This is a genomic window from Prevotella sp. C0209C1, assembly GCF_056583855.1.
Genome location: NZ_JBWPJP010000011.1, coordinates 24,797 through 47,284 on the forward strand (window position 1 = coordinate 24,797; position 22,488 = coordinate 47,284).

The window sequence follows — 22,488 nt, forward strand, 5'->3', positions numbered from 1 at the left end:
ATAAGATTATGAATAAAATTATTACATTAACAGTAGCTACTCTCATAACGACTTCAGTATGTACTGCTACTAATCAAACAGAAAAAGCAAAGGCTAATAAGCCTGTATTTACAGTAGTAAAGGAAAATCCGATTACAAGTATTAAAGACCAACACCGCTCTGGAACTTGTTGGGATTATTCTACATTAAGTTTCTTTGAAGCTGAAATTTTAAGGAAGACGGGTAAAACTTACGATTTATGTGAAAGTTTTGTCGCTAACAAAAACTATATGGATCGTGCAAAAACTGTAGTTCGTATGCATGGTGATGCTCAATTCTCACAAGGAGGTTCGGCTTATGATGTACTTTACGTTCTTAAGAATTATGGTATTTGCCCACAAGATGCAATGCCTTTCCCAGGTTCGTTAACAGGTGATTCTCTTTTTAATTTTAATGAATTCTTTTCTGTTATGGAGCCATACGTTAATGCTGTAGCTAAGAGTAAAGCTCCTAAAATATCTAATCAATGGAAGCAAGGTTTGCAGGCTATTTTAGATGCTTATTTAGGTAAATGTCCAGATAGTTTTACTTATAAAGGGAAAAGTTATACTCCAAAGACTTTTGCTGAGAGTTTAGGGCTAAACTGGAATGATTATGAAACATTTACATCATATACTCATCATCCATTCTATACTACTTTTCCTGTTGAAGTGCAAGACAACTGGCGTCAACCAGGCTCTTGGAACTTACCTTTAGATGAGCTTATGAAGATTATTGATAATGCTATCATGAAAGGTTATACTATAGCATGGGGTGGTGATGTTAGTGAAATAGGTTTCACACGTACAGGCTTGGCTTATATGGTTGATGGTAAGAAAATAGAAAGTAATAAAGGTAGTGATATGGCTCATTGGTTAGGTCTTTCTGTAGCTAAGAAGAAGAATATAATAGATTCTCTTGGTGTGAATGTTCCAGAGATAAAAGCTACTCAAGAGCAGCGACAAGCACGTTTTGATGGTTGGGAACTAACAGATGATCACGGCATGGTTATATTTGGTATAGCTAAAGACCAAAATGGTAAAGAGTATTATATGGTTAAAAATTCTTGGGGAAAAACAGGAACTTATAATGGTATTTGGTATATGACAAAAAATTTCATTGCAGCAAATACAATGGATTTTATGGTTAATAAAAATGCTGTACCAAAAGATATTCGTAAAAAGTTAGGAATATAAATATTGTAATAATAATAGAAGATATAAAAAGCGTAAATCTTAATTGATTTACGCTTTTTTTTGTAACTTTACACCTTAAAAAATAATAAAGATGCACTTTAAATGGAAATATATTCCCCCAACGCAGCAAGAAGAGATTGCTGCAAAGGAATTAGGAGAGAAGCTAAATATGAGTCCTGTTCTTTCCCTTATTCTTATTAGACGTGGTATTACTACAGAAAGTGCAGCTAAACGTTTCTTTCATCCTCAGTTGTCTGACCTAATAAATCCTTTCTTAATGAAAGATATGGATTTAGCTGTAGATAGATTAAATGATGCTATGGGACATAAAGAGCGTATTCTTGTCTATGGAGATTATGATGTAGATGGGTGTACTTCTGTAGCTTTAGTCTATAAATTTTTACGTCAATACTATTCCAATATCGATTACTACATACCTAACCGCTATAATGAAGGTTATGGTGTAAGTAAAAAAGGCATTTCTTTTGCTAAAGAAACTGGGGTTAAACTAATAATTATATTAGATTGTGGTATTAAGGCTTTAGAAGAGATTGCTTATGCAAAAGAATTAGGTATTGATTTTATTATTTGCGATCATCATGTTCCTGATGAGAAAATGCCTCCTGCTGTTGCTATTCTTAATCCTAAGCGTAAAGATGATACTTATCCTTTTAAACATCTTTGTGGGTGTGGTGTTGGTTTTAAATTTATGCAAGCTTTTGCTAAAAACAATAATATTCCTTTTTCAAGACTTGTTCCATTACTCGATTTCTGTGCAGTAAGTATAGCATCCGATTTGGTACCTGTAATAGATGAAAATAGAATATTAGCATATCATGGGTTGAGGCAGTTAAATAAAAATCCCAGTTTAGGGCTTAAAGCTATTATTGATACTTGCGGATTGTCAGGTCGTGAACTTGAGATGAGCGATATTATTTTTAAGATAGGTCCTCGTATAAATGCCAGTGGGCGCATGGAAACAGGTAAAGAGAGTGTAGATTTATTAGTAGAACGCGACTTTGCAGAAGCGGTAAAGGCAGCTAAACATATAGATGAATATAACGAACAACGGAAAGGTGTAGATAGGCAAATGACCGAAGAGGCTAATAAAATAGTGGAACGATTAGAAAATCAAAAACACCAATCAAGCATTTTCTTATATGATGAGCATTGGAAAAAAGGTATAGTTGGTATTGTTGCCTCACGGCTAACAGAAATTTATTTCCGTCCTACGATAGTTCTCACTAAAGATGGAGAATATGCGACCGGGTCTGCACGTAGTGTTGCAGGATTTGATATTTATGAAGCTATAAAGAGCTGTCGTGATTTATTAATTAACTTTGGAGGTCATACTTATGCAGCAGGGGTAACTTTAAAATGGTCTAAAGTAAAAGAATTTCGTAAACGTCTTCAGCTTTTTGTGGAAAAACATATTCAGCCTCACCAGCAAGAACCTATTTTAAATGTAGATGCAATAATTGATTTTAAAGATATTACAAAGAAAATGCATAATGATTTAAAGCGTTTTTCTCCTTTTGGTCCTAATAATTCTAAACCTATCTTTTCTACAGAAAAAGTGTATGATTTTGGTACAAGCAAAGTAGTTGGTAGAGAGCAGGAACATATAAAGCTGGAGCTTGTAGATTCTAAATCGAATAATGTTATGAATGGTATTGCTTTTGGACAAAGTGCAGCTGCAAGGTATATAAAGTCAAAGCGTTCTTTCGACATAGCATTTACTATAGAGGATAATATTTTTAAACATAATTTGGTGCAATTGCAAATAGAAGATATCCATCAAACGGAAAACGAATAATAAATCTTTTCTCTTTATTATTTTTTAAGCAAAAATACCCATGAGCTATAAAGATATTCTAAAAAAGTATTGGGGGTATGACGATTTTCGTGGCATACAACAGAATATTATAGAAAGTATAGGTGAAGGTAGGGATACATTAGGCTTGATGCCTACAGGAGGAGGAAAGTCTATTACATTTCAAGTGCCTGCTTTAGCAAAAGATGGTGTATGTATTGTTATTACACCACTTATAGCTTTAATGAAAGATCAGGTAGATCACCTAAAGAAAAAAGGCATACAAGCTGCTGCTATATATTCTGGTATGAGTAGAAATGAAATTGTTTCGACTTTAGAAAATTGTATCTTTGGCGGTGTAAAATTGCTCTATATATCCCCTGAACGTATTTGCTCTGATATTTTTCAGACAAAGTTAAAACGCATTAATGTTAGTTTTATTACAGTAGACGAAGCCCATTGTATTAGTCAGTGGGGATATGATTTTCGTCCTTCTTATCTTGCTATTGCAGATATAAGGAGGCAACTCCCTAACATTCCTATACTTGCTCTTACAGCAACTGCTACTTCAGAGGTTATAGATGATATTCAAGACCAACTTCTTTTTGCAAAAAGAAATGTGTTTAGAATGAGTTTTGAGCGTAAAAACCTGGCATATATTGTGCGTAGGACAGATGATAAATACTCTGAAATGATACATATATTAAAAGCTATACCTAAAGCTGCTATTGTTTATTGTAGGAACAGAAAGCGTACAAAAGAAGCTGCAGAGCTACTTATTAAGAGCGGTATATCAGCAACATGGTATCATGCAGGGTTAGAAAATACTGTTAAAGATCAGCGTCAGAAAGAATGGCAAGCCGATAAAACACGTGTAATTGTTGCTACAAATGCTTTCGGAATGGGTATAGATAAACCAGATGTAAGGGTAGTGATTCATATTGATTGTCCAAGTTCGATAGAAGCTTATTTTCAGGAAGCAGGTAGAGCAGGTAGAGATGGGAAAAAATCTTATGCAGTGCTGCTTTATAATGGTCATGATAGAGCAAAGCTTATTAATAGGATAGAAGAAACTTTTCCACCTAAAGAGTATATTAGGCAAGTGTATGATCATTTGTCTTATTTCTTTCAGATAGGTATAGGAAGTGGTAAAGGGTATACTTTTGAATTTCCTATAGATAAGTTTAGTTTCAACTTTAAGCATTTCCCCACACGCGTAAATTCAGCATTACAAATAATTCATCGTGCTGGATATATTAAGTATGACCCTAATCCAAATAATATAGCGCGTGTTCATTTTCTTCTTAACCGTGATGATTTATATCGTTTAGATTCTCTTTCTAAAAATGAAAATAGTGTGGTTACAGCACTTTTACGGTCTTATGGAGGATTGTTTTCAGACTATGGTTTCGTTGATGAAAGTTGGATTGCTCAGCAAGCAGGATTAGATGTGAATAAAACCTATATGGCTTTAATAGATTTAAGTAAAAAGCGCATTATAAGTTTCATACCACGTCATAAAGTGCCACTTATTACCTATTTATATGATAGAATAGATGGAGATGATATAGAGTTGTCTGAACAGGTATATGACATTAGGAAAGAAGAGTTTACAAAACGCATCAAAGCAGTAATATCTTATGCAGAAGAAGATAGTATTTGTCGTAGCAGACAGTTACTTCGTTATTTTAGTGAAACAAAAACGTCAGATTGTAATCAGTGTGATGTTTGCCTTTCTAATGTTCATAAACAAGATAAAATAAAATCATCTAATATAAGAAATAAGATAATGGTCTTGCTAAGTGATAGGAAACAGCATCTCATAACAGAAATAAAAGCAATATTTAATGATGAGGTTACTACTTTAAATATAATAGAAGAAATGCTTGCAGAAGAAAAGATAATAATAGATGGAGAGATGATAAGCATGAATATTTAAGTGATAGGCAGATGTGTTTCTTTTATATAAAAGTTTCTGTTTACTTATATATAGTATGAAAATATTTATAGAATAAGTTGTAAGTTTTGTAAAGTGTAGAAACTTTTAGATTGATATATTTTTGTAAATTTGCAAAAAAGGGACAAAGATGAAACAGATAAATTGGGGTTTTATAGGTTGTGGTGAGGTAACTGAGCAGAAATCAGGCCCAGCTTTTAATTTAGTAGCAGGCTCACATGTGGTAGCAGTGTTTAGCAGAAGTGAACAGAACGCTCGGCGATATGCAGAAAAACATAATATACAGAAATGGTATACCGATGCTCAGGCATTAGTAGAGGATCCCGATGTTAATGCTATTTATATAGCAACACCTCCTTCGTCTCATGCCACATTTGCTATAATGGCTATGCAGTCTGGTAAGCCTTGCTATATAGAGAAACCATTGGCATCTTCGTATGATGATTGTGTGCGCATAAATCGTATATCTGAGCAGACTGGAGTAGATTGTTTTGTGGCATATTATCGTCGTTATTTACCTTATTTTCATAAGGTAAAACAGATGATAAGAGAAGGCGCGGTAGGTAAGGTGCTTACTATTCAGATACGTTTTGCAGTACCACCACGCGATCTTGATTATACACAAAAAGGAGAGCTGCCTTGGCGTTTACAATCTAACATATCAGGTGGAGGTTATTTTTATGATCTTGCTCCTCACCAGCTCGATTTGTTACAAGATATGTTTGGAATTATTGTAAAAGCTCATGGATATACAGCCAATAGGCGAGGTTTATATGAAGGAGTAGAGGATACGGTAAATGCCGTATTTCGTTTTGATAATGGGCTTACTGCAAGTGGGGCATGGTGTTTTGCTGCACACGAGAGTGCTCGCGAAGATAGGGTAGAGATATTTGGTGAAAAGGGTAGATTAGCTTTTTCTATTTATACATATGATCCTATTCGCTTACATACTAGTGCAGGTATAAAAAAAATAGAAATAGAAAATCCTGCTTATGTGCAACTTCCTATTATAAAAGCAGTCATAGAAGATATGCAAGGAATAGGTGTGTGTAAGTGTAATAGTGTTAGTGCTACTCCCACAAATTGGGTTATGGATAGAGTTTTAGGCAAGATTTAAAAGATAAAGATAAAAAGATTTATAATAAATTCTTTTTTAATATTAATGGTGTTGTTTTGCGAATAGTGTTATTATACCTTATGTTGCTTATTTTTGCACAATCCTCTTTTGCTGTTAAAATAGATAAAGGGGATAGTGCTGATTTGTATAAAGATACAGTGAAATGGATGCGAGTAGATACTACTTCTATATGGTATCAGCGGCAAATAAATAAGGCGAGAAAAATAGTATGTGGTTTCAATAAGATAGATACTACATATATAGAACCACAGAGGTATAACTTTACTGTGATGTTACAAAACACTAATACATATGAGCATTATAGTATTAGTAGTTCTTCTAATCAAAGTATTTCGCTTTCTCCAAGTGCAAGCATAAAGGTAGGTCCTTATTTTGGGTGGAGATGGATGTTTTTAGGATATACTATCGATGTGCGTCATTTTAGTTTGTTTAGCAGTAGCAAAGTGCAGAAGCAAGAGTACGATCTTAGTCTATACAGTTCTATGATAGGGATAGATTTATATTATCGCAATACAGGTAGTAATTTTAAAATTCGTCATCTTAATGTAGGTGAGAATATTAATACAGATGTTTTGCACGGTGTAGATTTTGGAGGATTGTCTTCTAGCATATATGGTATTAATCTTTATTATATATTCAATTATCACTATTTTTCTTATCCTGCTGCGTTTAGTCAAAGTACGGTACAACGTCGCTCTGCTGGTAGTCCTCTTATAGGTTTTGGATATACTATACATAAATTATCAGTATCTTGGGACGAACTAAATACGCTAATCCATAATTATTTGCAATATAATTACCCTACAGCAAGGCTTGATAGTACAATCATGTTTAAGCAGCTAAAATATAAGGACATATCTATAAGTGGAGGATATGCTTATAATTGGGTGTTTAAAAAGAATTGGCTTTTAGCAGTTTCTTTGTCTTTAGCTTTAGGATATAAAGCAAGTTCTGGAGAATTAAAAAAAGAGTATAGTATTGGTAATTTCAATTTAGAGAATATTAATATTGACGGCATAGGGCGCTTTGGATTAGTATATAATAATAGTAAATGGTATGCGGGTATGAGCGCTATTTTTCATACTTATAATTATAGAAAAGAAAATTTTTCAACAAACAATTCCTTTGGTAATGTAAATATATATGTAGGGATAAATTTTGGCAGAAGGAAAGTATTAAAAAGTAAAGATAAATAAGCCTTTAATATATATGTGCATGTTTTATTTTAAGAGGAATAGTCATTACTTGTTATATATAGAAACATGTATGTTTATAGTAAAAACTATATTCACTTACCATGAAAAAGAAATCTTCATAAAACATTTTTAATCTATTTTTTATACAAAAATAGATTAAAAATAAAACAAAAATAGATTATTTTTATTTTCTAATACTCATCTTTTATTAATAAATATATAGTCTTTAGTATTTTAAAAGTTATCTTTTACTATGTATATGACTTATATGCTTAATATAGAGAATTAATTTATTTTGCTGAAGTCTATAAATTTTAGTTTTATACGAGTAGTTTGCGAACTTATATCTTTTAGTTTATATGTTTAGGAACTTTATAAACTTTTCATCTAAAGATTATATAGTAGAAGTGGATATATAAATGTGAATAGTGTTGTGTACTTATATTATAATAGCATTTAAAGGTTTATAGTATTTGCATAAATGAATATTGTGAGTTTTATTTTAGAAATATGTAATATAAAAAATATAGTAACGAACTTGTATAAGCATATATAGGTATTTCCTTTTATTAACTTTTACAATCCAATATATTTTGTTTTTAAAATAAAAAATCAAGCAACGGAAGTATAAAGATGTATAGATTTGCAGCAAAATGTTTACGTTTTAGAATTTAAAACATAAAATATAAATAAGCATATACGTTTCAAAACTGCATACATTTTCACACACGAAGCCGTAATATAACTACTTATATATTAGTCTGTTAATGCTTTTAAGTAAAGATGTACTAAAGGTTCTAAGCGTGCCTCTTTAATAAATATAGCATAATTAAAAGTATTTATAGGTTTATAGGAGAGTATAAATAACTGATAATCATCTTGTAGTAAAGTTTAATTAAATAATAAAAGGGACTCTTCTTTTCGGTATTTTATTTACAAAAGTGAATAAAAGGATAAATGTTTAGTTTTGTATTTACATTTTAAAACATAAACAGAATTGCTATAGGTTTTTATTTTTAAATTTAAATGGATTTTATTTTGTAGTTTTCTTTTTTATATTTATCTTTGTAGATATTATATATAAAGAATGGTTTACTTATAGATTATTAAAGATTTTATTATGAAGGATAGAATAAAACTACTTATGGACTTTGAAAAAATGACTCAGCAAGACTTTGCTAATTTTATAGGAATATCTCCTGGTGCTTTAAGTAGCATTTTTAGTGGGCGAACTAAGCCAACACTTAATACTGTAGAAGCTATACACAGTAAATATCCTGAAATTAATCTTGATTGGTTAATGTTTGGAAAGGGTGAAATGTTTTTAAATGCTAATGGTTCAAGAAAAACTAATAAGTCTTGTTATAATAATAATCCTGTATTACCTTTTGATGATTTAGATGTAGATAATTTTGTAGAACAAGATACAAAACCTTCACCAAAAGGTAATTTAGAAAATGTGCATAAAGAAATTAAATATATTGAAAAGCCAGCACGTAAAATTAAAGAAATTAGAGTGTTTTTTGATGATCAGACGTGGGAGACTTTTTCTCCAAAAGAGGATTAGTTTGACAGTAGGAAGCGATTGTTCGAGTTTGTTTATAATTAGCTTTTGATAAATTGATATAAGGTAGTAATTCTATTCCTGTTGTATAAAGAAAAGAAAAAGAAGGCTAAAAGATAACCTTCTTTTTTTTATTAAAGCCGATTTATATATTTAAAAAATCTTGTAGCTTTAAAGTATCAATAATAGATTTTGATAAAGATTCATTATCAGATTTAGTGTATCGTACATCTGTAAATACTTGTGCAAGTGTTTCTTTATGATTGATTTCTACAAATTTTTTATTTTCAGATTTTTCTTCTTTGTCATAATAAAAATGATCAATACGCTTAGGAGAATAATCTTTATATGTTTCCTCATGTATTATACCTTCTAAAGGTAAGCGTTCGCATTGTTTTGGATTTTCATCAGGATACCCAAGGGTTATGGTAGCTATAGGAAACACAAGACGAGGTAGCTTAAGAATATCTATAATAAGTTTTGGTTGATATATTGTTGTTCCTAAGAAACAAGTTCCAAGCCCATTTGCCTCTGCGAGATTACAAAAAGTTTGGCAATATAGAAGAGTATCTGTTGAGGCATTAAGGAAAGATAGAAAATTATTATAACCAGGTGTAGCTTTGCGGTTTAAAGCCCATTGAGTAGTGCGATTAAAGTCGGCACAAAATGTAAGCACAACAGGTGCTTCTGTTATCATAGGTTGATTAAAGTGAGCTGGTGCTAATGCAGCTTTCTTTTCAGGATCACGAGTAATTACTACTGAGTAAAGCTGTAGATTCCCCATAGTAGGAGTATGCATTGCATCGCTGAGTAATTGCTTTAAAAAGTCAATAGGAACTTCTCTATTAGAATATTTTCGAATAGTTTTTCGTTGAGTAATTGTTTTCATTTTTGGAAATTTTAATATTGCAAAGGTATATAAAAGTTTTCTATTTTGGATAACTATTAGTAACTTCGCAACCATTAAGATGAAATAAAGACCGATAATGGAAACCTGTAAAATATATTCTTACGAAGAAGCTTTAGAGTCAGCTTTAAATTATTTTGGAAACGATGAAGTTGCTGCCAAAGTGTGGATAGATAATTATGCACTTAAGGATAGCTTAGGTAATTTATATGAAAAAAGTCCAGAAGATATGCATTGGCGTATAGCTAATGAAGTGGCGCGTATAGAAAAGAGATATGTTAATCCTATCAATGCTGCAAAAGTCTTTGAATTGTTGGATCATTTTCGTTATATTGTCCCTTCAGGAAGTTCAATGGTTGGTATTGGTAATAAATATTTGTTGAGCTCTTTGGCTAATTGTTTTGTAATAGGTTCCGCAGAAGATGTACATTCTTATGGTACAATTATGCATATAGACGAGGAGCAGGTGCAGTTAATGAAGCGTAGCGGCATTGTAGGACATGATTTAAGTTATATTCGTCCTAAGGGTTCTTCTATAAAAGATTCTAAACTTATTTCTACAGGTATATTGCCTTTTATGGAACGTTATTTTAACAGTATGCGTGAAGTAGTACAAGGTGGACATAGTGGAGCTTTAATGTTATCGGTGAATATAAAGCATCCTGATGTAGAGTCTTTAATAGATGTAAATATTAAAAAGGCTAAAGATAATAATGCTAATATATCAGTAAAAATTACTGATGAATTTATGAAGGCTGTTATTAATGAAGAATCATATATTCAGCAGTTTCCTATTATATCTACTAAGCCTATATTTACTAAAGAAATATATGCAAAGCATCTTTTTGAAAAAATATTATATAAAACATATCATGATGCAGAGCCGACAGTGTTATTTTGGGATAATATTTTAAAGGATAGTCTTTCCGATTGTTATGCAGGGTTAGGTTTTCAAACAATATCTATAACCCCTTATTATAAAATTCCATTAAGTCCTTATGATAGCTGTCATTTGTTATCATTAAATCTTTATTCCTATGTAATAGATCCATTTACTAAAGAGGCTCGTTTCGATTTTGATAAGTTTGCAGAGCATGTTCAGATAGCTCAGCGTATTTTAGATGATATTGTAGATCTTGAGTTGGAAAAAATAGATCTTATTTTGTCTAATATAGAAAAGGCTTCGGTAAGTAAAGAAATAAAGGAAACGGAGTATAATTTATGGAAAAAGATTAAAGAAAAGAGTGGTATGGGACGTCGTATAGGAATTGGCGTTACTGCTGAAGGTGATATGTTTGCAGCTATGGGGTTATGTTATGGAACTCAGGAATCTATTGATTTTTCTGTTAAAGTGCATAAAGTAATGGCATTGAATGCTTACCGTTCTTCGGTAATCATGGCAAAGGAGCGTGGTAGCTTTGCTATTTATGATGCAAGTCGTGAGAAGAACAATCCTTTTATTTTACGTCTTAAGCGAGAAGATGAACAATTATTTAATGACATGGAGAGGTATGGTCGTCGTAATATAGCTTGCTTAGCGATAGCTTCTACAAAAACAGTTTCGTTAATGACTCAGACAACACCTGGTATAGAACCAAAATATATGCCAGTATATAAGCATCATGATAATGACAAAATAAATAGTTATAACAAAAACACTAATACAAATACATATTTAGCACACGAATTAGATAATTCGTTTAGGGAACATATTATTTATCATAGTAAGTTCTTAACATGGATGAAAGTAAATGGTATAGAACATACAAAAAAATATTCTCAAGAAGAAATAGATGATTTGATAAAACGTTCTCCTTATTATATGCCCACTGCAAATTATGAAAGTTTGTCTATGATAATACATATACAGGGAGCTATTGAGAAATGGATAGATCAATCTGTTTCTGTTACTATAAATACACCAAGTAGTATTGATGAGGATTCAATAAGCAAACTTTATTTCGAGGCATGGAGGTGTGGGTGCAAAGGTTGTAGCATTATTTCTCATAAAGAATTGCTTGCAGATATGAAGACCTATTTATTAAAAAATAATGATAAGAAGGATAATGTGAATAGAGTTGATAAACAGATTAACTTATATGAAGAAAACCATGATATGCCTTTTCAGCGTCCTGAAGTAGTAGAACATCGCCCAAAAGAATTAGATTGTGATGTAGTTCGTTTTCAGAATAATAAAGAGAAATGGGTAGCATTTGTAGGTTTACTTAATGGTTATCCATATGAAATCTTTACAGGTTTGCAAGATGATGAAGAAGGAATAGCATTACCTAAAAGTGTAACAAAAGGTAAAATTATTAAGCAAACAGAAGAAAATGGACAGCATCGTTATGATTTCCAGTTTGAGAATAAACGTGGTTATAAAACAACTGTAGAAGGGTTATCAGAGAAATTTAATCCAGAATATTGGAATTATGCTAAACTTATTTCAGGTGTGCTGCGTTATCGTATGCCAATAGAACATGTTATGCGTTTAGTAGCTTCATTACAACTAAAAGATGAGAGTATAAATACTTGGAAAAATGGTGTTGAGCGTGCTTTAAAGAAATATTTAGTAGATGGAACTAAGGTTAATGGTTTGAAGTGTCCTATTTGTGGAGAAGAATCTTTGATTTATCAAGGTGGTAATCTTATTTGTAAACACTGTGGTGCATCAAGAGGTATATAATATTTTAAAAATTAGTAATGGAAATGATCGCACTCTTAAAATATATATTCTATTGAAATATAGATAAATTTAGAATTATTATTATTTCTAATTTCAAAATACCATTTATTTCAAATAAAATAATGCTTTTAACATCTTCTTTTATTTATATTCATCATCTTAAGATTCATTCTTATATAGGGGTTTCAGAACAAGAAAAAATAGTGGGAAACGATTACATAGTAGATTTAAAGATAAAGAGAAATATTATAAAAGCTATTATGTCAGATGACGTACAAGACACAATAAACTATGCTTCTGTATATGATGTGATAAAGAAAACTATGTCATATTCATGTAACTTGTTGGAGTATGCTGCTGGTAGAATAGGGGAATCTTTGTTTGAGCAATTTCCTCAGATAGAAGCTATAACCATCTTATTAACAAAAAAAAATCCACCTATGGAGGCAGATTGTTATGGTGCAAGTGTAGAATTACACTTAATGAATGAGAAAAATATTACAAAAAATATAGCTTTATCTAAAAAGAGGTAAGTTATATTTCTATAAACGTGACTGTATGAATAAGAAAATTTTATTATTATTTGCTTTCATTTTTTATTTGACTATTAATAGTTTAGCAAAGACAGGAGATAAGTTTACACTTGTGATAGATCCAGGACATGGAGGACATGATGCTGGAGCTTTGGGAACGTTTTCAAAAGAGAAGGATATCAATTTGAATGTATCTTTAGCTTTTGGAAAATATGTAGAGCAGTACATGAAAGATGTAAATGTTATCTATACTCGTAAAACAGATGTGTTTATTCCTTTGCATACTAGAGCGGATATTGCTAATAAAGCAAAAGCCGATTTGTTTATATCTATTCATACTAACTCTGTTGCTCCTGGACATTATGCTAAGGGCTTTCAGGTGTATACTTTAGGTATGCATCGCGCTAAGGATAATCTTGATGTAGCCATGCGAGAGAATTCTGTAATTTCTATGGAATCGGATTATAAACAAACATATGAAGGTTTTAATCCAAATTCTTCAGAAAGCTATATTATGTTTGAATTTATGCAAAATGCAAATATGGAGAAAAGTGTAGAGTTAGCCCGATTAATACAAAGTAACGTTTGTTCAACTGCAGGTAGGATAGATAAAGGTGTTCATCAGGCAGGATTTTTAGTTCTAAGAGAAAGTTCTATGCCAAGCTGTTTGATAGAGTTAGGATTTATTACAGCTCCAGATGAAGAGGAATTTTTAAATTCTCAAGCGGGTATAAATGCTATGGCTAATGGTATTTATCGTGCTTTTGTCAGTTATAAAAATATGTATAATAATCATTTGGTAGCCCCTTATAGAGGTCCTGATAATCCACGTATATCGGTAGGAAGAGCAGTTCCAACTCCGGTTGTATCATCTGCTTCTATTCAGTCTTTAAAATTTACTCCTAAGAAAAGTAAGATAATACGGAAAATAGAAAAAACAGAAAAGACTCTGCCAGCTTCATCTAATATTGCAGATGCTCCTATTTTTAAAGTACAGATTTTTGCAGCAAGTATGATTTTACCTATTAATAATTTTCAATTGAAAGGGCATAAAGAGGCAGAATACTATAAAGATAATAATTGGTATAAGTATACTATAGGTAGTAGTCAAAATTATAATGAGATGAGGAAATTAAGAGAAAAGTTATTAAAAGATTTTCCTCAGGCTTATATTGTAGCTTTTAAGAAAGGTGTTAAAATGAATATAAATACAGCTATTGATGAATTTTTAAAAAATAAAAGAAGATAAAATATAATGAAAAAATTTTTCTCACCAGAGGTTAAAATCGCGCTTGTCGCAGTGTTAGCTATTATCGTACTCTTTTTTGGATTACAATTTTTAAAGGGATTAAGCTTGTTTTCTAATTCCACACATTATCAGATGAAATTTAATGATATTAGTGGAGTAACCCCCACAACTCCTATATTTGCTAATGGTGTAAAGGTTGGTACTGTAAGAGATATAAATTATGATTATAATAACCCTAATAATCCTATATTGGTAGATGTTAATATTGAGAAAGATATGAAATTACCAATAGATACACATGCTGATATTCTTAGCGATATTATGGGAAATACAAAGGTTAATCTTATTCTTGGTAAAAGTAAAGAAATATTAGCAGAAAATGGATTTATTAATGGTCAGATAAATGATGGCAGTCTTGGACAGATGAAAACAATACTTCCTTCTATAGAAAAGATGCTTCCTAAAATAGATAGTATTTTGGCTAATGTCAATAATCTGCTTGCTGATCCTGCTATGAAAGGAACTTTGCATAATTTTGATAAGATTAGTTCAGAGTTGACTATTTCTGCAAAGCAGTTAAATTTGATAATGGCTAAGGTAAATACAGATTTACCTATATTGAGTTCAAAGGCAAACAACCTACTTATTAATGCAAATAATGTAATGGCAAATGCAAATAATGGTATTTCAGAAGCACAAGAAGTGATGAAAGGAGCTGGAGGTGTAGTAAGAAACTTAAGGAATCAGTTAGATGGGATTGACATATCAGTTACAATGGCTAAGATAAATACTATTTTAGAAGATATTAATACTTTTACAACAAATATAAAAAACAATAAGGGGTCTCTTGGGTTATTAATAAATGATCCAACATTATATTATAACTTAAATAGTACGATGAAAAGTGCTGATAGCTTATTAATAAATTTCAAAAGATATCCTAAGAGATATATTCACTTTTCTGTTTTTGGTAGTAAAAATAAATAATAGTGTGATGAGATATGTATTAAGTTATTTCTAAGTTAAAATATTAATTGGCTGATAGCTGATTGTTTATGATATAATGAAGATTATGATAAATAGAAAATATGTAATATTTCCCATTATTCAACATTGATAGAAATTTTACGAAATAGTGTTAATACGATATATTTTCAAGTAAAGACTAGATAAAAATAATTTTATCTACAGAGATGTTCTCTTAATAATTTTATTATTAAATGAGCTGTATTATCTGGTGCTACTTCGTCTCCAAGCTTTTGTCGTATACTTTTATATTCTTCTAATATACGTTTGCGCTCTATATGTGAAGGTAATAAGCGATAAAGTTCATTAGCTATATTATACACACGGAAGGAATCTGCAAAAAGTTCTTTTATAATTTCTTTGTTAGCAATAAGATTAACTAATGAAATATATTTTACTTTTAGAATATGGTTAAAAGCAAAACGAATAAGTTTAGGAAAAGGTGTTTTATAACAAACAACCTGAGGAACATTAAGAAGAGCAGCTTCTAATGTTGCTGTTCCACTAGTAACTATTGCTGCTGTAGAGTGAGTTAAAAGCTCATAAGTTTGCTTTCTTATTACTCTGATATCTTTATTTTTGATATACATGGAATAGAACGATTCACTTATAGAAGGTGCTCCAGCTATTACTATTTGATAATCTTCAAAATGGCGTGCAGCTTCTATCATTGCAGGCAGGTTGTCTTTTATCTCCTGTTTCCTACTACCAGCTAACAAAGCTAATATAGGTTTATTTGATAGCTTATTATAAGTACAAAAAGTATCTTTACTATCATTATAAAAATGCTTAAAACTATCCACTTCATATACAGTAGGATTACCTACATAATGTACGGGGAAATGATGTTTTTCTTTATAGAATGATACTTCAAAAGGTAATATTGAAAACATCTGGTCTACATCACGTTTTATAGCTTTTATACGTCTTTCCTTCCATGCCCATATTTTAGGAGAGATATAATAGTAGACAGGAATATTTGTTTTTCGGTGAATATTTTTTGCTATTTTAAGATTAAACCCAGGAAAATCTACAAGTATCAGGCAGTCGGGTTTCCATTTTACTATATCTTCTTTGCATTCTTTTAGCATTTTAAAAATAACATGTAAATGTAAAAGTACGGGAACAAATCCCATATAAGATATGTTTTTATAATGTTTTAAACACGTTCCTCCTACCTGTAGCATCATATCTCCTCCTATGAAGCGGAAATCTGCCATAGAATCAAGTGCTTGTAAAGAACGCATGAGATGCGAAGCATGGAGGTCGCCAGAAGCTTCGCCAACAATGAGATAATATTTCATTTAGTTTTGTTTTAAGTATTGAAATACTAAGATTCTAACATGTTTTATTAAGACTTTATATCTTAAAGCTCAAAATTTAATATTTTCAAATCTCCTGTTATGTCGAGTTTTACAGGTGTTATAGCTATATATCCATGCCTTAAAGCCCATTGGTCATTATCTTTTGCATCTGGTTCATCGTTATGATATTCACCTGTTATCCAGTAATAACTATATCCTCGAGGATGTTGTCTCTTGGCTATTTCATTTATCCAACTTCCTTTTCCCATTCTACAAACTTTAATACCTTTGAAAGTATGTGATATAGGGAAGTTAACATTGAGGCAAATTCCATCAGGTAATCCGTTATCTAATACCTTTTTTACTATCATGATTACATAATCGTATAAATGGCTTAAGTTAGCATTTACATCATAATCGCAGCTTGAAAAGGCTATAGAAGGAATATTTTTCATGCATCCTTCTTTGGCTACTCCCATAGTACCACTATAATGATTGTTTACAGAAGAGTTATCTCCATGATTTATACCACCTATTATAAGATCAGGCTTTTGTCCTTTAAGAATCACGTTTATAGCTATTTTTACACAATCAACTGGAGTTCCTGAACATGACCAGACTTCACAATTTGGTATATTATCTTGTTTTTTTAATCTCAATGGTACTGTTGCTGTAAATGCACATGAGAAGCCTGAGCGAGCTTCTTCAGGCGCACAAATGACAACTTTAGCAAAGTCTGTTAAGAAAGAAGCTAATGTGCGAATACCATTAGAACGATAACCATCGTCATTAGATATAAGGATTAATGGTTTCTTAAAATTCATATTTTTTGTTTTGATTTGTCTGCAAATGTACGAAAAAAGCTTTATAATACCTTTGCATTCTCTCTTTTTTATGTATCTTTGTATCCTAAATACATTTATACGAAAAGGATAAAAATGGGAAAAATTATTGCATTAGCAAACCAAAAAGGTGGCGTAGGAAAGACTACTTCTACCATTAATTTAGCTGCATCGTTAGCTACTTTAGAGAAGACTGTTTTAGTACTTGACGCAGATCCGCAAGCCAATGCCTCCAGTGGCTTAGGAGTAAACCTTAACGAAGTGGACTGTTCTCTGTACGAATGTATTATTAACCATGCTGATATTCGTGATGCTATATATACCACAGATATAGAAGGTTTAGATATTGTACCAAGCCATATTGATCTTGTTGGAGCAGAAATAGAGATGTTAAAGCTTGAAGGAAGAGAACGAGTAATGTCTAAGATATTAGATCCCATTCGTGACGAATATGATTATATATTAATAGACTGTAGTCCTTCACTTGGGCTTATTACAGTAAATGCTCTTACTGCAGCTGACTCTGTTATCATTCCTGTTCAGTGTGAGTATTTTGCATTGGAAGGAATTAGTAAGCTTCTTAATACAATTAAGATAATAAAAAGTAAATTAAATCCAAAATTAGAGATAGAAGGATTTTTATTAACTATGTATGATAGTCGTTTGCGTTTAGCTCGTCAGATATATGATGAGGTAAAAAGGCATTTCCAAGAATTAGTTTTTAAGGCAGTTATTCAGCGTAATGTGAAATTGTCAGAGAGTCCAAGTCATGGATTACCTGTAATTCTTTATGATGCCGATTCTACTGGTGCTAAGAATCATTTAGCTTTGGCTAAGGAAATTATAGAAAAAAACAAATAATTATAGAAAGTTATATATAAGAAATGGTAGTTCATAAAAAGTATAATAGAAATATAAAAACTAATGCATTAGGAAGAGGATTAGATGCTTTAATATCTACAGAAAGTGTTAGTACGCAGGGTAGTTCTACTATTAATGAGGTGGCACTTGAACAGATAGAGGCTAATCCTAACCAGCCTCGTCGTGAATTTGATCAAACAGCATTGCAAGAGTTGGCAAATAGTATAAAGGAGCTTGGCTTAGTTCAACCTATAACACTTCGTCAAGTAGCGGATGATAAATTTCAGATAATAGCTGGTGAGCGTCGTTGGAGAGCTTCTCAGTTAGCAGGTCTTAAAGCTATTCCTGCATATATCCGTACTATTAAAGATGAAAATGTAATGGAGCTTGCTCTTGTTGAAAACATACAACGTGAGGATTTGAATGCTATAGAGATAGCTTTAGCTTATGAGCATTTGCTTGAAAAAAGTGGAATGACACAAGAAAAAGTTTCTGAACGTGTCGGAAAGAGCCGGGCAGCTATAGCTAATTATCTACGCTTACTTAAACTTCCTGCACAGATACAAATGTCATTACAAAAAAAAGAGATAGACATGGGGCATGCTCGAGCTTTACTTTCTATAGATTCGCCTTCTCTTCAATTAAAACTTTTTAAAGATATACAAAAGAATGGCTATAGTGTACGTATGGTCGAGGGGCTTTGTCAACAAATTAAAAATGGCAAAGACACACAATCTGCAAAAGATGATGTAACAAAAAGATCGCACCTACCAGAAGAATTTAATCTTCTAAAACAACGGCTTTCATCTTTTTTCGACACAAAAGTACAAATGAGTTATAATGCAAATGGTAAGGGAAAAATCAGTATACCTTTTGCTTCGGAGGAAGAATTGGAGCATATTATGGCTGTTATGGATAAAATGAAGTCAGATTAATTTTATATATAATAAAATAACTATAATATTATTTATAGTGGGAAAATAAGCGATGACTTTTATTAATAAAAAGATAAAAAAAGCGATAATTAAGAGGATATTAATATTTATAAGTATCCTTTTTATAAGTTTTCATGTATATGCGCAAAAAGATACTATAAAGGTGTTATATCCCCAAAATAGTATAAAAAAAGAAGATTCTATAAAAGTGGGCTCGATTAGTGAGATGCAATATGAGCTATTAACACCTGATGATACACATAAAAGAAAAGAATTGGAAAGAATAACAAGTTCTAACTATAATAAAATTAGATATAGTAGAGATTGGTCTACATGGAAACCTAATCCTAAACGTGCACTTTGGTTGGCATTAGTAATACCTGGTGCAGGGCAAGTATATAATCGTAAATATTGGAAATTGCCTATTTTTTATGGTGGTTTTGCAGGTTGTATATACGCTCTTACATGGAATTCCCAAATGTATCATGATTATGCACAAGCATATAAGGATATAATGGATAATAATGAGAATACTCATAGCTATGATCAATTCCTACATCTTGGTAATAAAATAGATGATAGTAATATTTCTATTTATCAGAATATATTTAAAAAGCGAAAGGATAAATATCGTCGTTGGCGCGACTTAAGCATCTTTGCTACTATAGGTGTTTATGCTTTATCTGTAATAGATGCTTATGTTGATGCATCACTTTCCGATTTTGATATATCAGATGATTTATCTTTACACATATCCCCTACTATATTTAAGGATAATTCATTGACTAATCCTAATCAACCTTTTAGTTCATTTGCTATTGGTATTTTTTGCGAATTAAGATTTTAATATAAGTTTTCTTTTATAGTATAATTATCATCTAAACAATATTTTATAGAATTTTGCTTATGGACACAAAGATACAGCATATTGATACTAAAGAAAAGTTAGAAGAAAAAAAAGTAGATGATGCATTTAACGAGTTAATAAAAATTTATCTTGCTTCTCGCCATCGTAAAAAGGTAGATATTATAAAAAAAGCTTTTAATTTTGCTCGCCAAGCTCATAAAGGTGTTCGTCGTCTTTCTGGGGAACCATATATATTACACCCTATTTCTGTAGCGCGTATTGCTGCTGAAGAGATAGGCTTAGGATCGACAAGTATTTGTGCAGCTCTTCTTCATGATGTTGTAGAAGATACTGATTATACAGTAGAAGATATAGAAAATATATTTGGGAAGAAAATAGCACAAATTGTAGATGGATTAACTAAAATTTCTGGCGGTATCTTTGGCGAACGTGCTTCTGCTCAGGCAGAGAATTTTAAAAAGTTACTTCTAACAATGAGCGATGATATTCGTGTTATTCTTATAAAAATATGCGATCGTCTTCATAATATGCGTACACTTGCATCGCAACCTGCAAACAAGCAATATAAGATAGCTGGTGAAACTCTTTATATTTATGCCCCTATAGCTAATAGATTAGGATTAAATAAAATAAAGACAGAGTTAGAAGACCTTAGTTTTCGTTACGAGCATCCTGAGGAATACGCATCTATACAAGAAAAGATTGCTTCCACACAAGAACAGCGCGATGAACTCTTTACACTTTTTACAGCTCCTATTAAAGCAGAACTCGATAAAATGGGGTTTTCATATAAGATAAAAGCACGTGTAAAAAGTCCTTATTCTATATGGAATAAAATGCAAGCAAAACATATTTCTTTTGATGAAATTTATGATATTCTTGCAGTACGCATTATTTATGAGCCCAAAAAGCCACAAGATGAGATAAATAATTGTTTTCAAATATATGTTGCCATAAGTCAGATTTATAAGAGCCATCCTGATCGTTTACGCGACTGGGTGAATCATCCAAAGGCTAATGGATACCAGGCACTGCATGTTACCTTAATGTCTAACCAAGGTAGATGGATAGAGGTGCAGATAAGATCGGAGCGAATGAACTATATTGCGGAACAAGGATTTGCTGCTCATTGGATTTACAAAGATGGTACAAAGATGACTGATGAGGAAGGAGAGTTAAATGATTGGCTTCGAACTATTAAAGAAATATTAGACGATCCACAGCCTGATGCTATGGATTTTCTTGATGTTATTAAGCTCAACCTTTTTGCTTCAGAGATATTTGTCTTTACTCCAAAAGGAGAAATAAAAACTATGCCTGCTGGCTGTACAGCTTTAGATTTTGCATTTCAAATACATACCTTTATAGGAAGTCATTGTATAGGGGCAAAAGTTAATCATAAATTAGTGCCATTAAGTCATAAATTAAAAAGTGGTGATCAAGTAGAAATTCTTACATCGATGTCTCAGCGTATAGATCCGTCATGGGTAAATATTGTTTCTACGGCAAAGGCTAAAGGTAAGATACAAGCTTTATTGCGCCGAGAAGGACGTGAAATACAAAAAGCTGGAGAAACAGCCTTAGAAGAATGGTTGAAAGCAAAAGGTTTCAGTTTTACCACTTCTATACTTGATAAGCTTACAGAAATACACCATTTCAAAAAGCATGACCAGCTTTTTGAAGCAATAGGAAGAAAGATTATTATTTTAGGTGATGCCGATATAGAAGAATTAGAAGGTAGAAAAAAGAAAGAAACAAAAAAAATATCTACTAATTGGCGTAAATACGTACCATTCTTACATCCTAATCAAAAAGAAGAAGGGACAACTGATTCTATAAATATAGCCAAAGGACTTATTGTTGTAAATAAAGATATAAATAAGAAAAAGCCTATTTATATTAGTGAGGATAATATTGGGCAATTTATCTTTCCGACATGCTGCCATGCTATTCCTGGCGATGATACACTTGGTTATATAGATAATAATAACCATATAGAAATACATAAGCGCGCTTGTCCTGTAGCTGCAAAATTAAAAGCAGGATATGGACCACGAATATTAGATGTAAAATGGGATATGCATAATCAGCTATTTTTTGATGCTACTATTGATATTTGTGGTATTGATCGTCCCAAAATACTTCGTGATGTAGCCGAGGTTGTATCTGATCAACTTGGAATTAATATACGCAAAACAACTATATCGAGTGAGCGGGGTATCTTTGAAGGGTCTCTTGAATTACAAGTGCATGATCGTAAACAAGTATTTCTCATTATGGAAAAACTGCGTCAGATAAGTGGTATGCAAACAGTAAGACAGATTTTATAATTTATTTTTGCTATTTGTAGTAAATGGTAAAAGTAGTTATAATTTTTTATTTACAGTAAATATAA

At 31.6% G+C, this 22,488-nt stretch carries 17 protein-coding genes; 14 read left to right on the forward strand and 3 right to left on the reverse strand.

The window, feature by feature from the left end:
• The first annotated feature begins 8 nt into the window (after window positions 1-8).
• From AC1DCD_RS04465 to AC1DCD_RS04490, 6 genes are all read left to right on the forward strand, one after another.
• The gene (locus AC1DCD_RS04465; protein WP_464640442.1) at window positions 9-1,214 is read left to right on the forward strand and encodes a C1 family peptidase; all 1,206 of its coding nucleotides are present in this window, start codon (window positions 9-11) and stop codon (window positions 1,212-1,214) included.
• 91 nt (window positions 1,215-1,305) lie between these two features.
• Window positions 1,306-3,030 (forward strand): single-stranded-DNA-specific exonuclease RecJ, encoded by a 1,725-nt coding sequence (recJ, locus tag AC1DCD_RS04470; RefSeq protein WP_464640440.1) that lies wholly within the window; start codon window positions 1,306-1,308, stop codon window positions 3,028-3,030.
• A gap of 40 nt (window positions 3,031-3,070) precedes the next feature.
• Window positions 3,071-4,966, forward strand: coding sequence for a RecQ family ATP-dependent DNA helicase (locus AC1DCD_RS04475; RefSeq protein WP_464640438.1), 1,896 nt, complete (start codon window positions 3,071-3,073; stop codon window positions 4,964-4,966).
• Between the two features lie 148 nt (window positions 4,967-5,114).
• On the forward strand, window positions 5,115-6,101 hold the full coding sequence (locus AC1DCD_RS04480) for a Gfo/Idh/MocA family protein (protein WP_308532691.1): 987 nt from the start codon (window positions 5,115-5,117) through the stop codon (window positions 6,099-6,101).
• An 80-nt stretch (window positions 6,102-6,181) separates the two neighbouring features.
• The gene (locus AC1DCD_RS04485) at window positions 6,182-7,318 is read left to right on the forward strand and encodes a DUF4421 domain-containing protein (RefSeq protein ID WP_353585665.1); all 1,137 of its coding nucleotides are present in this window, start codon (window positions 6,182-6,184) and stop codon (window positions 7,316-7,318) included.
• Window positions 7,319-8,438: 1,120 nt separating this feature from the next.
• Complete coding sequence (locus AC1DCD_RS04490; protein ID WP_060932703.1) at window positions 8,439-8,885, forward strand: helix-turn-helix domain-containing protein; 447 nt, start codon at window positions 8,439-8,441, stop codon at window positions 8,883-8,885.
• A 142-nt stretch (window positions 8,886-9,027) separates the two neighbouring features.
• On the opposite strand, the gene AC1DCD_RS04495 is transcribed toward AC1DCD_RS04490, so the two are convergent.
• Window positions 9,028-9,771 carry a nitroreductase family protein gene (locus AC1DCD_RS04495; RefSeq protein WP_464640435.1) on the reverse strand — a complete coding sequence of 248 codons (744 nt, stop codon included), beginning with the start codon at window positions 9,769-9,771 and terminating at the stop codon, window positions 9,028-9,030.
• Between the two features lie 97 nt (window positions 9,772-9,868).
• Between AC1DCD_RS04495 and AC1DCD_RS04500 the strand changes: the two genes are divergently transcribed.
• The 4 genes from AC1DCD_RS04500 to AC1DCD_RS04515 all read left to right on the forward strand — a co-directional run bounded on the left by AC1DCD_RS04500 (window position 9,869) and on the right by AC1DCD_RS04515 (window position 15,244).
• Window positions 9,869-12,475, forward strand: a complete 2,607-nt coding sequence (locus tag AC1DCD_RS04500) for an adenosylcobalamin-dependent ribonucleoside-diphosphate reductase (RefSeq protein ID WP_464640433.1) — start codon at window positions 9,869-9,871, stop codon at window positions 12,473-12,475.
• Window positions 12,476-12,597: 122 nt separating this feature from the next.
• Window positions 12,598-13,008 (forward strand): dihydroneopterin aldolase, encoded by a 411-nt coding sequence (gene folB / locus AC1DCD_RS04505; RefSeq protein ID WP_464640431.1) that lies wholly within the window; start codon window positions 12,598-12,600, stop codon window positions 13,006-13,008.
• A gap of 25 nt (window positions 13,009-13,033) precedes the next feature.
• On the forward strand, window positions 13,034-14,257 hold the full coding sequence (locus tag AC1DCD_RS04510) for an N-acetylmuramoyl-L-alanine amidase family protein (protein WP_464640429.1): 1,224 nt from the start codon (window positions 13,034-13,036) through the stop codon (window positions 14,255-14,257).
• A gap of 6 nt (window positions 14,258-14,263) precedes the next feature.
• On the forward strand, window positions 14,264-15,244 hold the full coding sequence (locus AC1DCD_RS04515; RefSeq protein ID WP_019036194.1) for an MlaD family protein: 981 nt from the start codon (window positions 14,264-14,266) through the stop codon (window positions 15,242-15,244).
• A gap of 194 nt (window positions 15,245-15,438) precedes the next feature.
• Here AC1DCD_RS04515 and lpxB read toward each other — a convergent pair whose 3' ends face one another.
• Window positions 15,439-16,587 (reverse strand): lipid-A-disaccharide synthase, encoded by a 1,149-nt coding sequence (lpxB, locus tag AC1DCD_RS04520; protein WP_353585670.1) that lies wholly within the window; start codon window positions 16,585-16,587, stop codon window positions 15,439-15,441.
• Between the two features lie 62 nt (window positions 16,588-16,649).
• On the reverse strand, window positions 16,650-17,411 hold the full coding sequence (surE, locus tag AC1DCD_RS04525; protein WP_464640426.1) for a 5'/3'-nucleotidase SurE: 762 nt from the start codon (window positions 17,409-17,411) through the stop codon (window positions 16,650-16,652).
• 114 nt (window positions 17,412-17,525) lie between these two features.
• On the opposite strand from surE, the gene AC1DCD_RS04530 reads away from it, so the two are divergent.
• From AC1DCD_RS04530 to AC1DCD_RS04545, 4 genes are read left to right on the forward strand one after another with little or no spacing between them, the layout of a single operon-like run.
• Window positions 17,526-18,290 carry a ParA family protein gene (locus tag AC1DCD_RS04530; RefSeq protein WP_008449946.1) on the forward strand — a complete coding sequence of 255 codons (765 nt, stop codon included), beginning with the start codon at window positions 17,526-17,528 and terminating at the stop codon, window positions 18,288-18,290.
• A 23-nt stretch (window positions 18,291-18,313) separates the two neighbouring features.
• Window positions 18,314-19,225, forward strand: coding sequence for a ParB/RepB/Spo0J family partition protein (locus tag AC1DCD_RS04535; RefSeq protein ID WP_019036191.1), 912 nt, complete (start codon window positions 18,314-18,316; stop codon window positions 19,223-19,225).
• A 52-nt stretch (window positions 19,226-19,277) separates the two neighbouring features.
• Window positions 19,278-20,072, forward strand: coding sequence for a DUF5683 domain-containing protein (locus AC1DCD_RS04540; protein WP_019036190.1), 795 nt, complete (start codon window positions 19,278-19,280; stop codon window positions 20,070-20,072).
• 59 nt (window positions 20,073-20,131) lie between these two features.
• Entirely contained in the window at window positions 20,132-22,423 is a 2,292-nt protein-coding gene (locus AC1DCD_RS04545; RefSeq protein WP_464640423.1) for a RelA/SpoT family protein, read from the forward strand.
• The last annotated feature ends 65 nt before the right edge of the window (window positions 22,424-22,488 follow it).

Coding starts and splice junctions, on each gene's coding strand:
- AC1DCD_RS04465 (WP_464640442.1), top strand. CDS start 9: ATGAATAAAATTATTACATTAACAGTAGCTACTCTCATAACGACTTCA.
- recJ (WP_464640440.1), top strand. CDS start 1,306: ATGCACTTTAAATGGAAATATATTCCCCCAACGCAGCAAGAAGAGATT.
- AC1DCD_RS04475 (WP_464640438.1), top strand. CDS start 3,071: ATGAGCTATAAAGATATTCTAAAAAAGTATTGGGGGTATGACGATTTT.
- AC1DCD_RS04480 (WP_308532691.1), top strand. CDS start 5,115: ATGAAACAGATAAATTGGGGTTTTATAGGTTGTGGTGAGGTAACTGAG.
- AC1DCD_RS04485 (WP_353585665.1), top strand. CDS start 6,182: ATGTTGCTTATTTTTGCACAATCCTCTTTTGCTGTTAAAATAGATAAA.
- AC1DCD_RS04490 (WP_060932703.1), top strand. CDS start 8,439: ATGAAGGATAGAATAAAACTACTTATGGACTTTGAAAAAATGACTCAG.
- AC1DCD_RS04495 (WP_464640435.1), bottom strand. CDS start 9,771: ATGAAAACAATTACTCAACGAAAAACTATTCGAAAATATTCTAATAGA.
- AC1DCD_RS04500 (WP_464640433.1), top strand. CDS start 9,869: ATGGAAACCTGTAAAATATATTCTTACGAAGAAGCTTTAGAGTCAGCT.
- folB (WP_464640431.1), top strand. CDS start 12,598: ATGCTTTTAACATCTTCTTTTATTTATATTCATCATCTTAAGATTCAT.
- AC1DCD_RS04510 (WP_464640429.1), top strand. CDS start 13,034: ATGAATAAGAAAATTTTATTATTATTTGCTTTCATTTTTTATTTGACT.
- AC1DCD_RS04515 (WP_019036194.1), top strand. CDS start 14,264: ATGAAAAAATTTTTCTCACCAGAGGTTAAAATCGCGCTTGTCGCAGTG.
- lpxB (WP_353585670.1), bottom strand. CDS start 16,587: ATGAAATATTATCTCATTGTTGGCGAAGCTTCTGGCGACCTCCATGCT.
- surE (WP_464640426.1), bottom strand. CDS start 17,411: ATGAATTTTAAGAAACCATTAATCCTTATATCTAATGACGATGGTTAT.
- AC1DCD_RS04530 (WP_008449946.1), top strand. CDS start 17,526: ATGGGAAAAATTATTGCATTAGCAAACCAAAAAGGTGGCGTAGGAAAG.
- AC1DCD_RS04535 (WP_019036191.1), top strand. CDS start 18,314: ATGGTAGTTCATAAAAAGTATAATAGAAATATAAAAACTAATGCATTA.
- AC1DCD_RS04540 (WP_019036190.1), top strand. CDS start 19,278: ATGACTTTTATTAATAAAAAGATAAAAAAAGCGATAATTAAGAGGATA.
- AC1DCD_RS04545 (WP_464640423.1), top strand. CDS start 20,132: ATGGACACAAAGATACAGCATATTGATACTAAAGAAAAGTTAGAAGAA.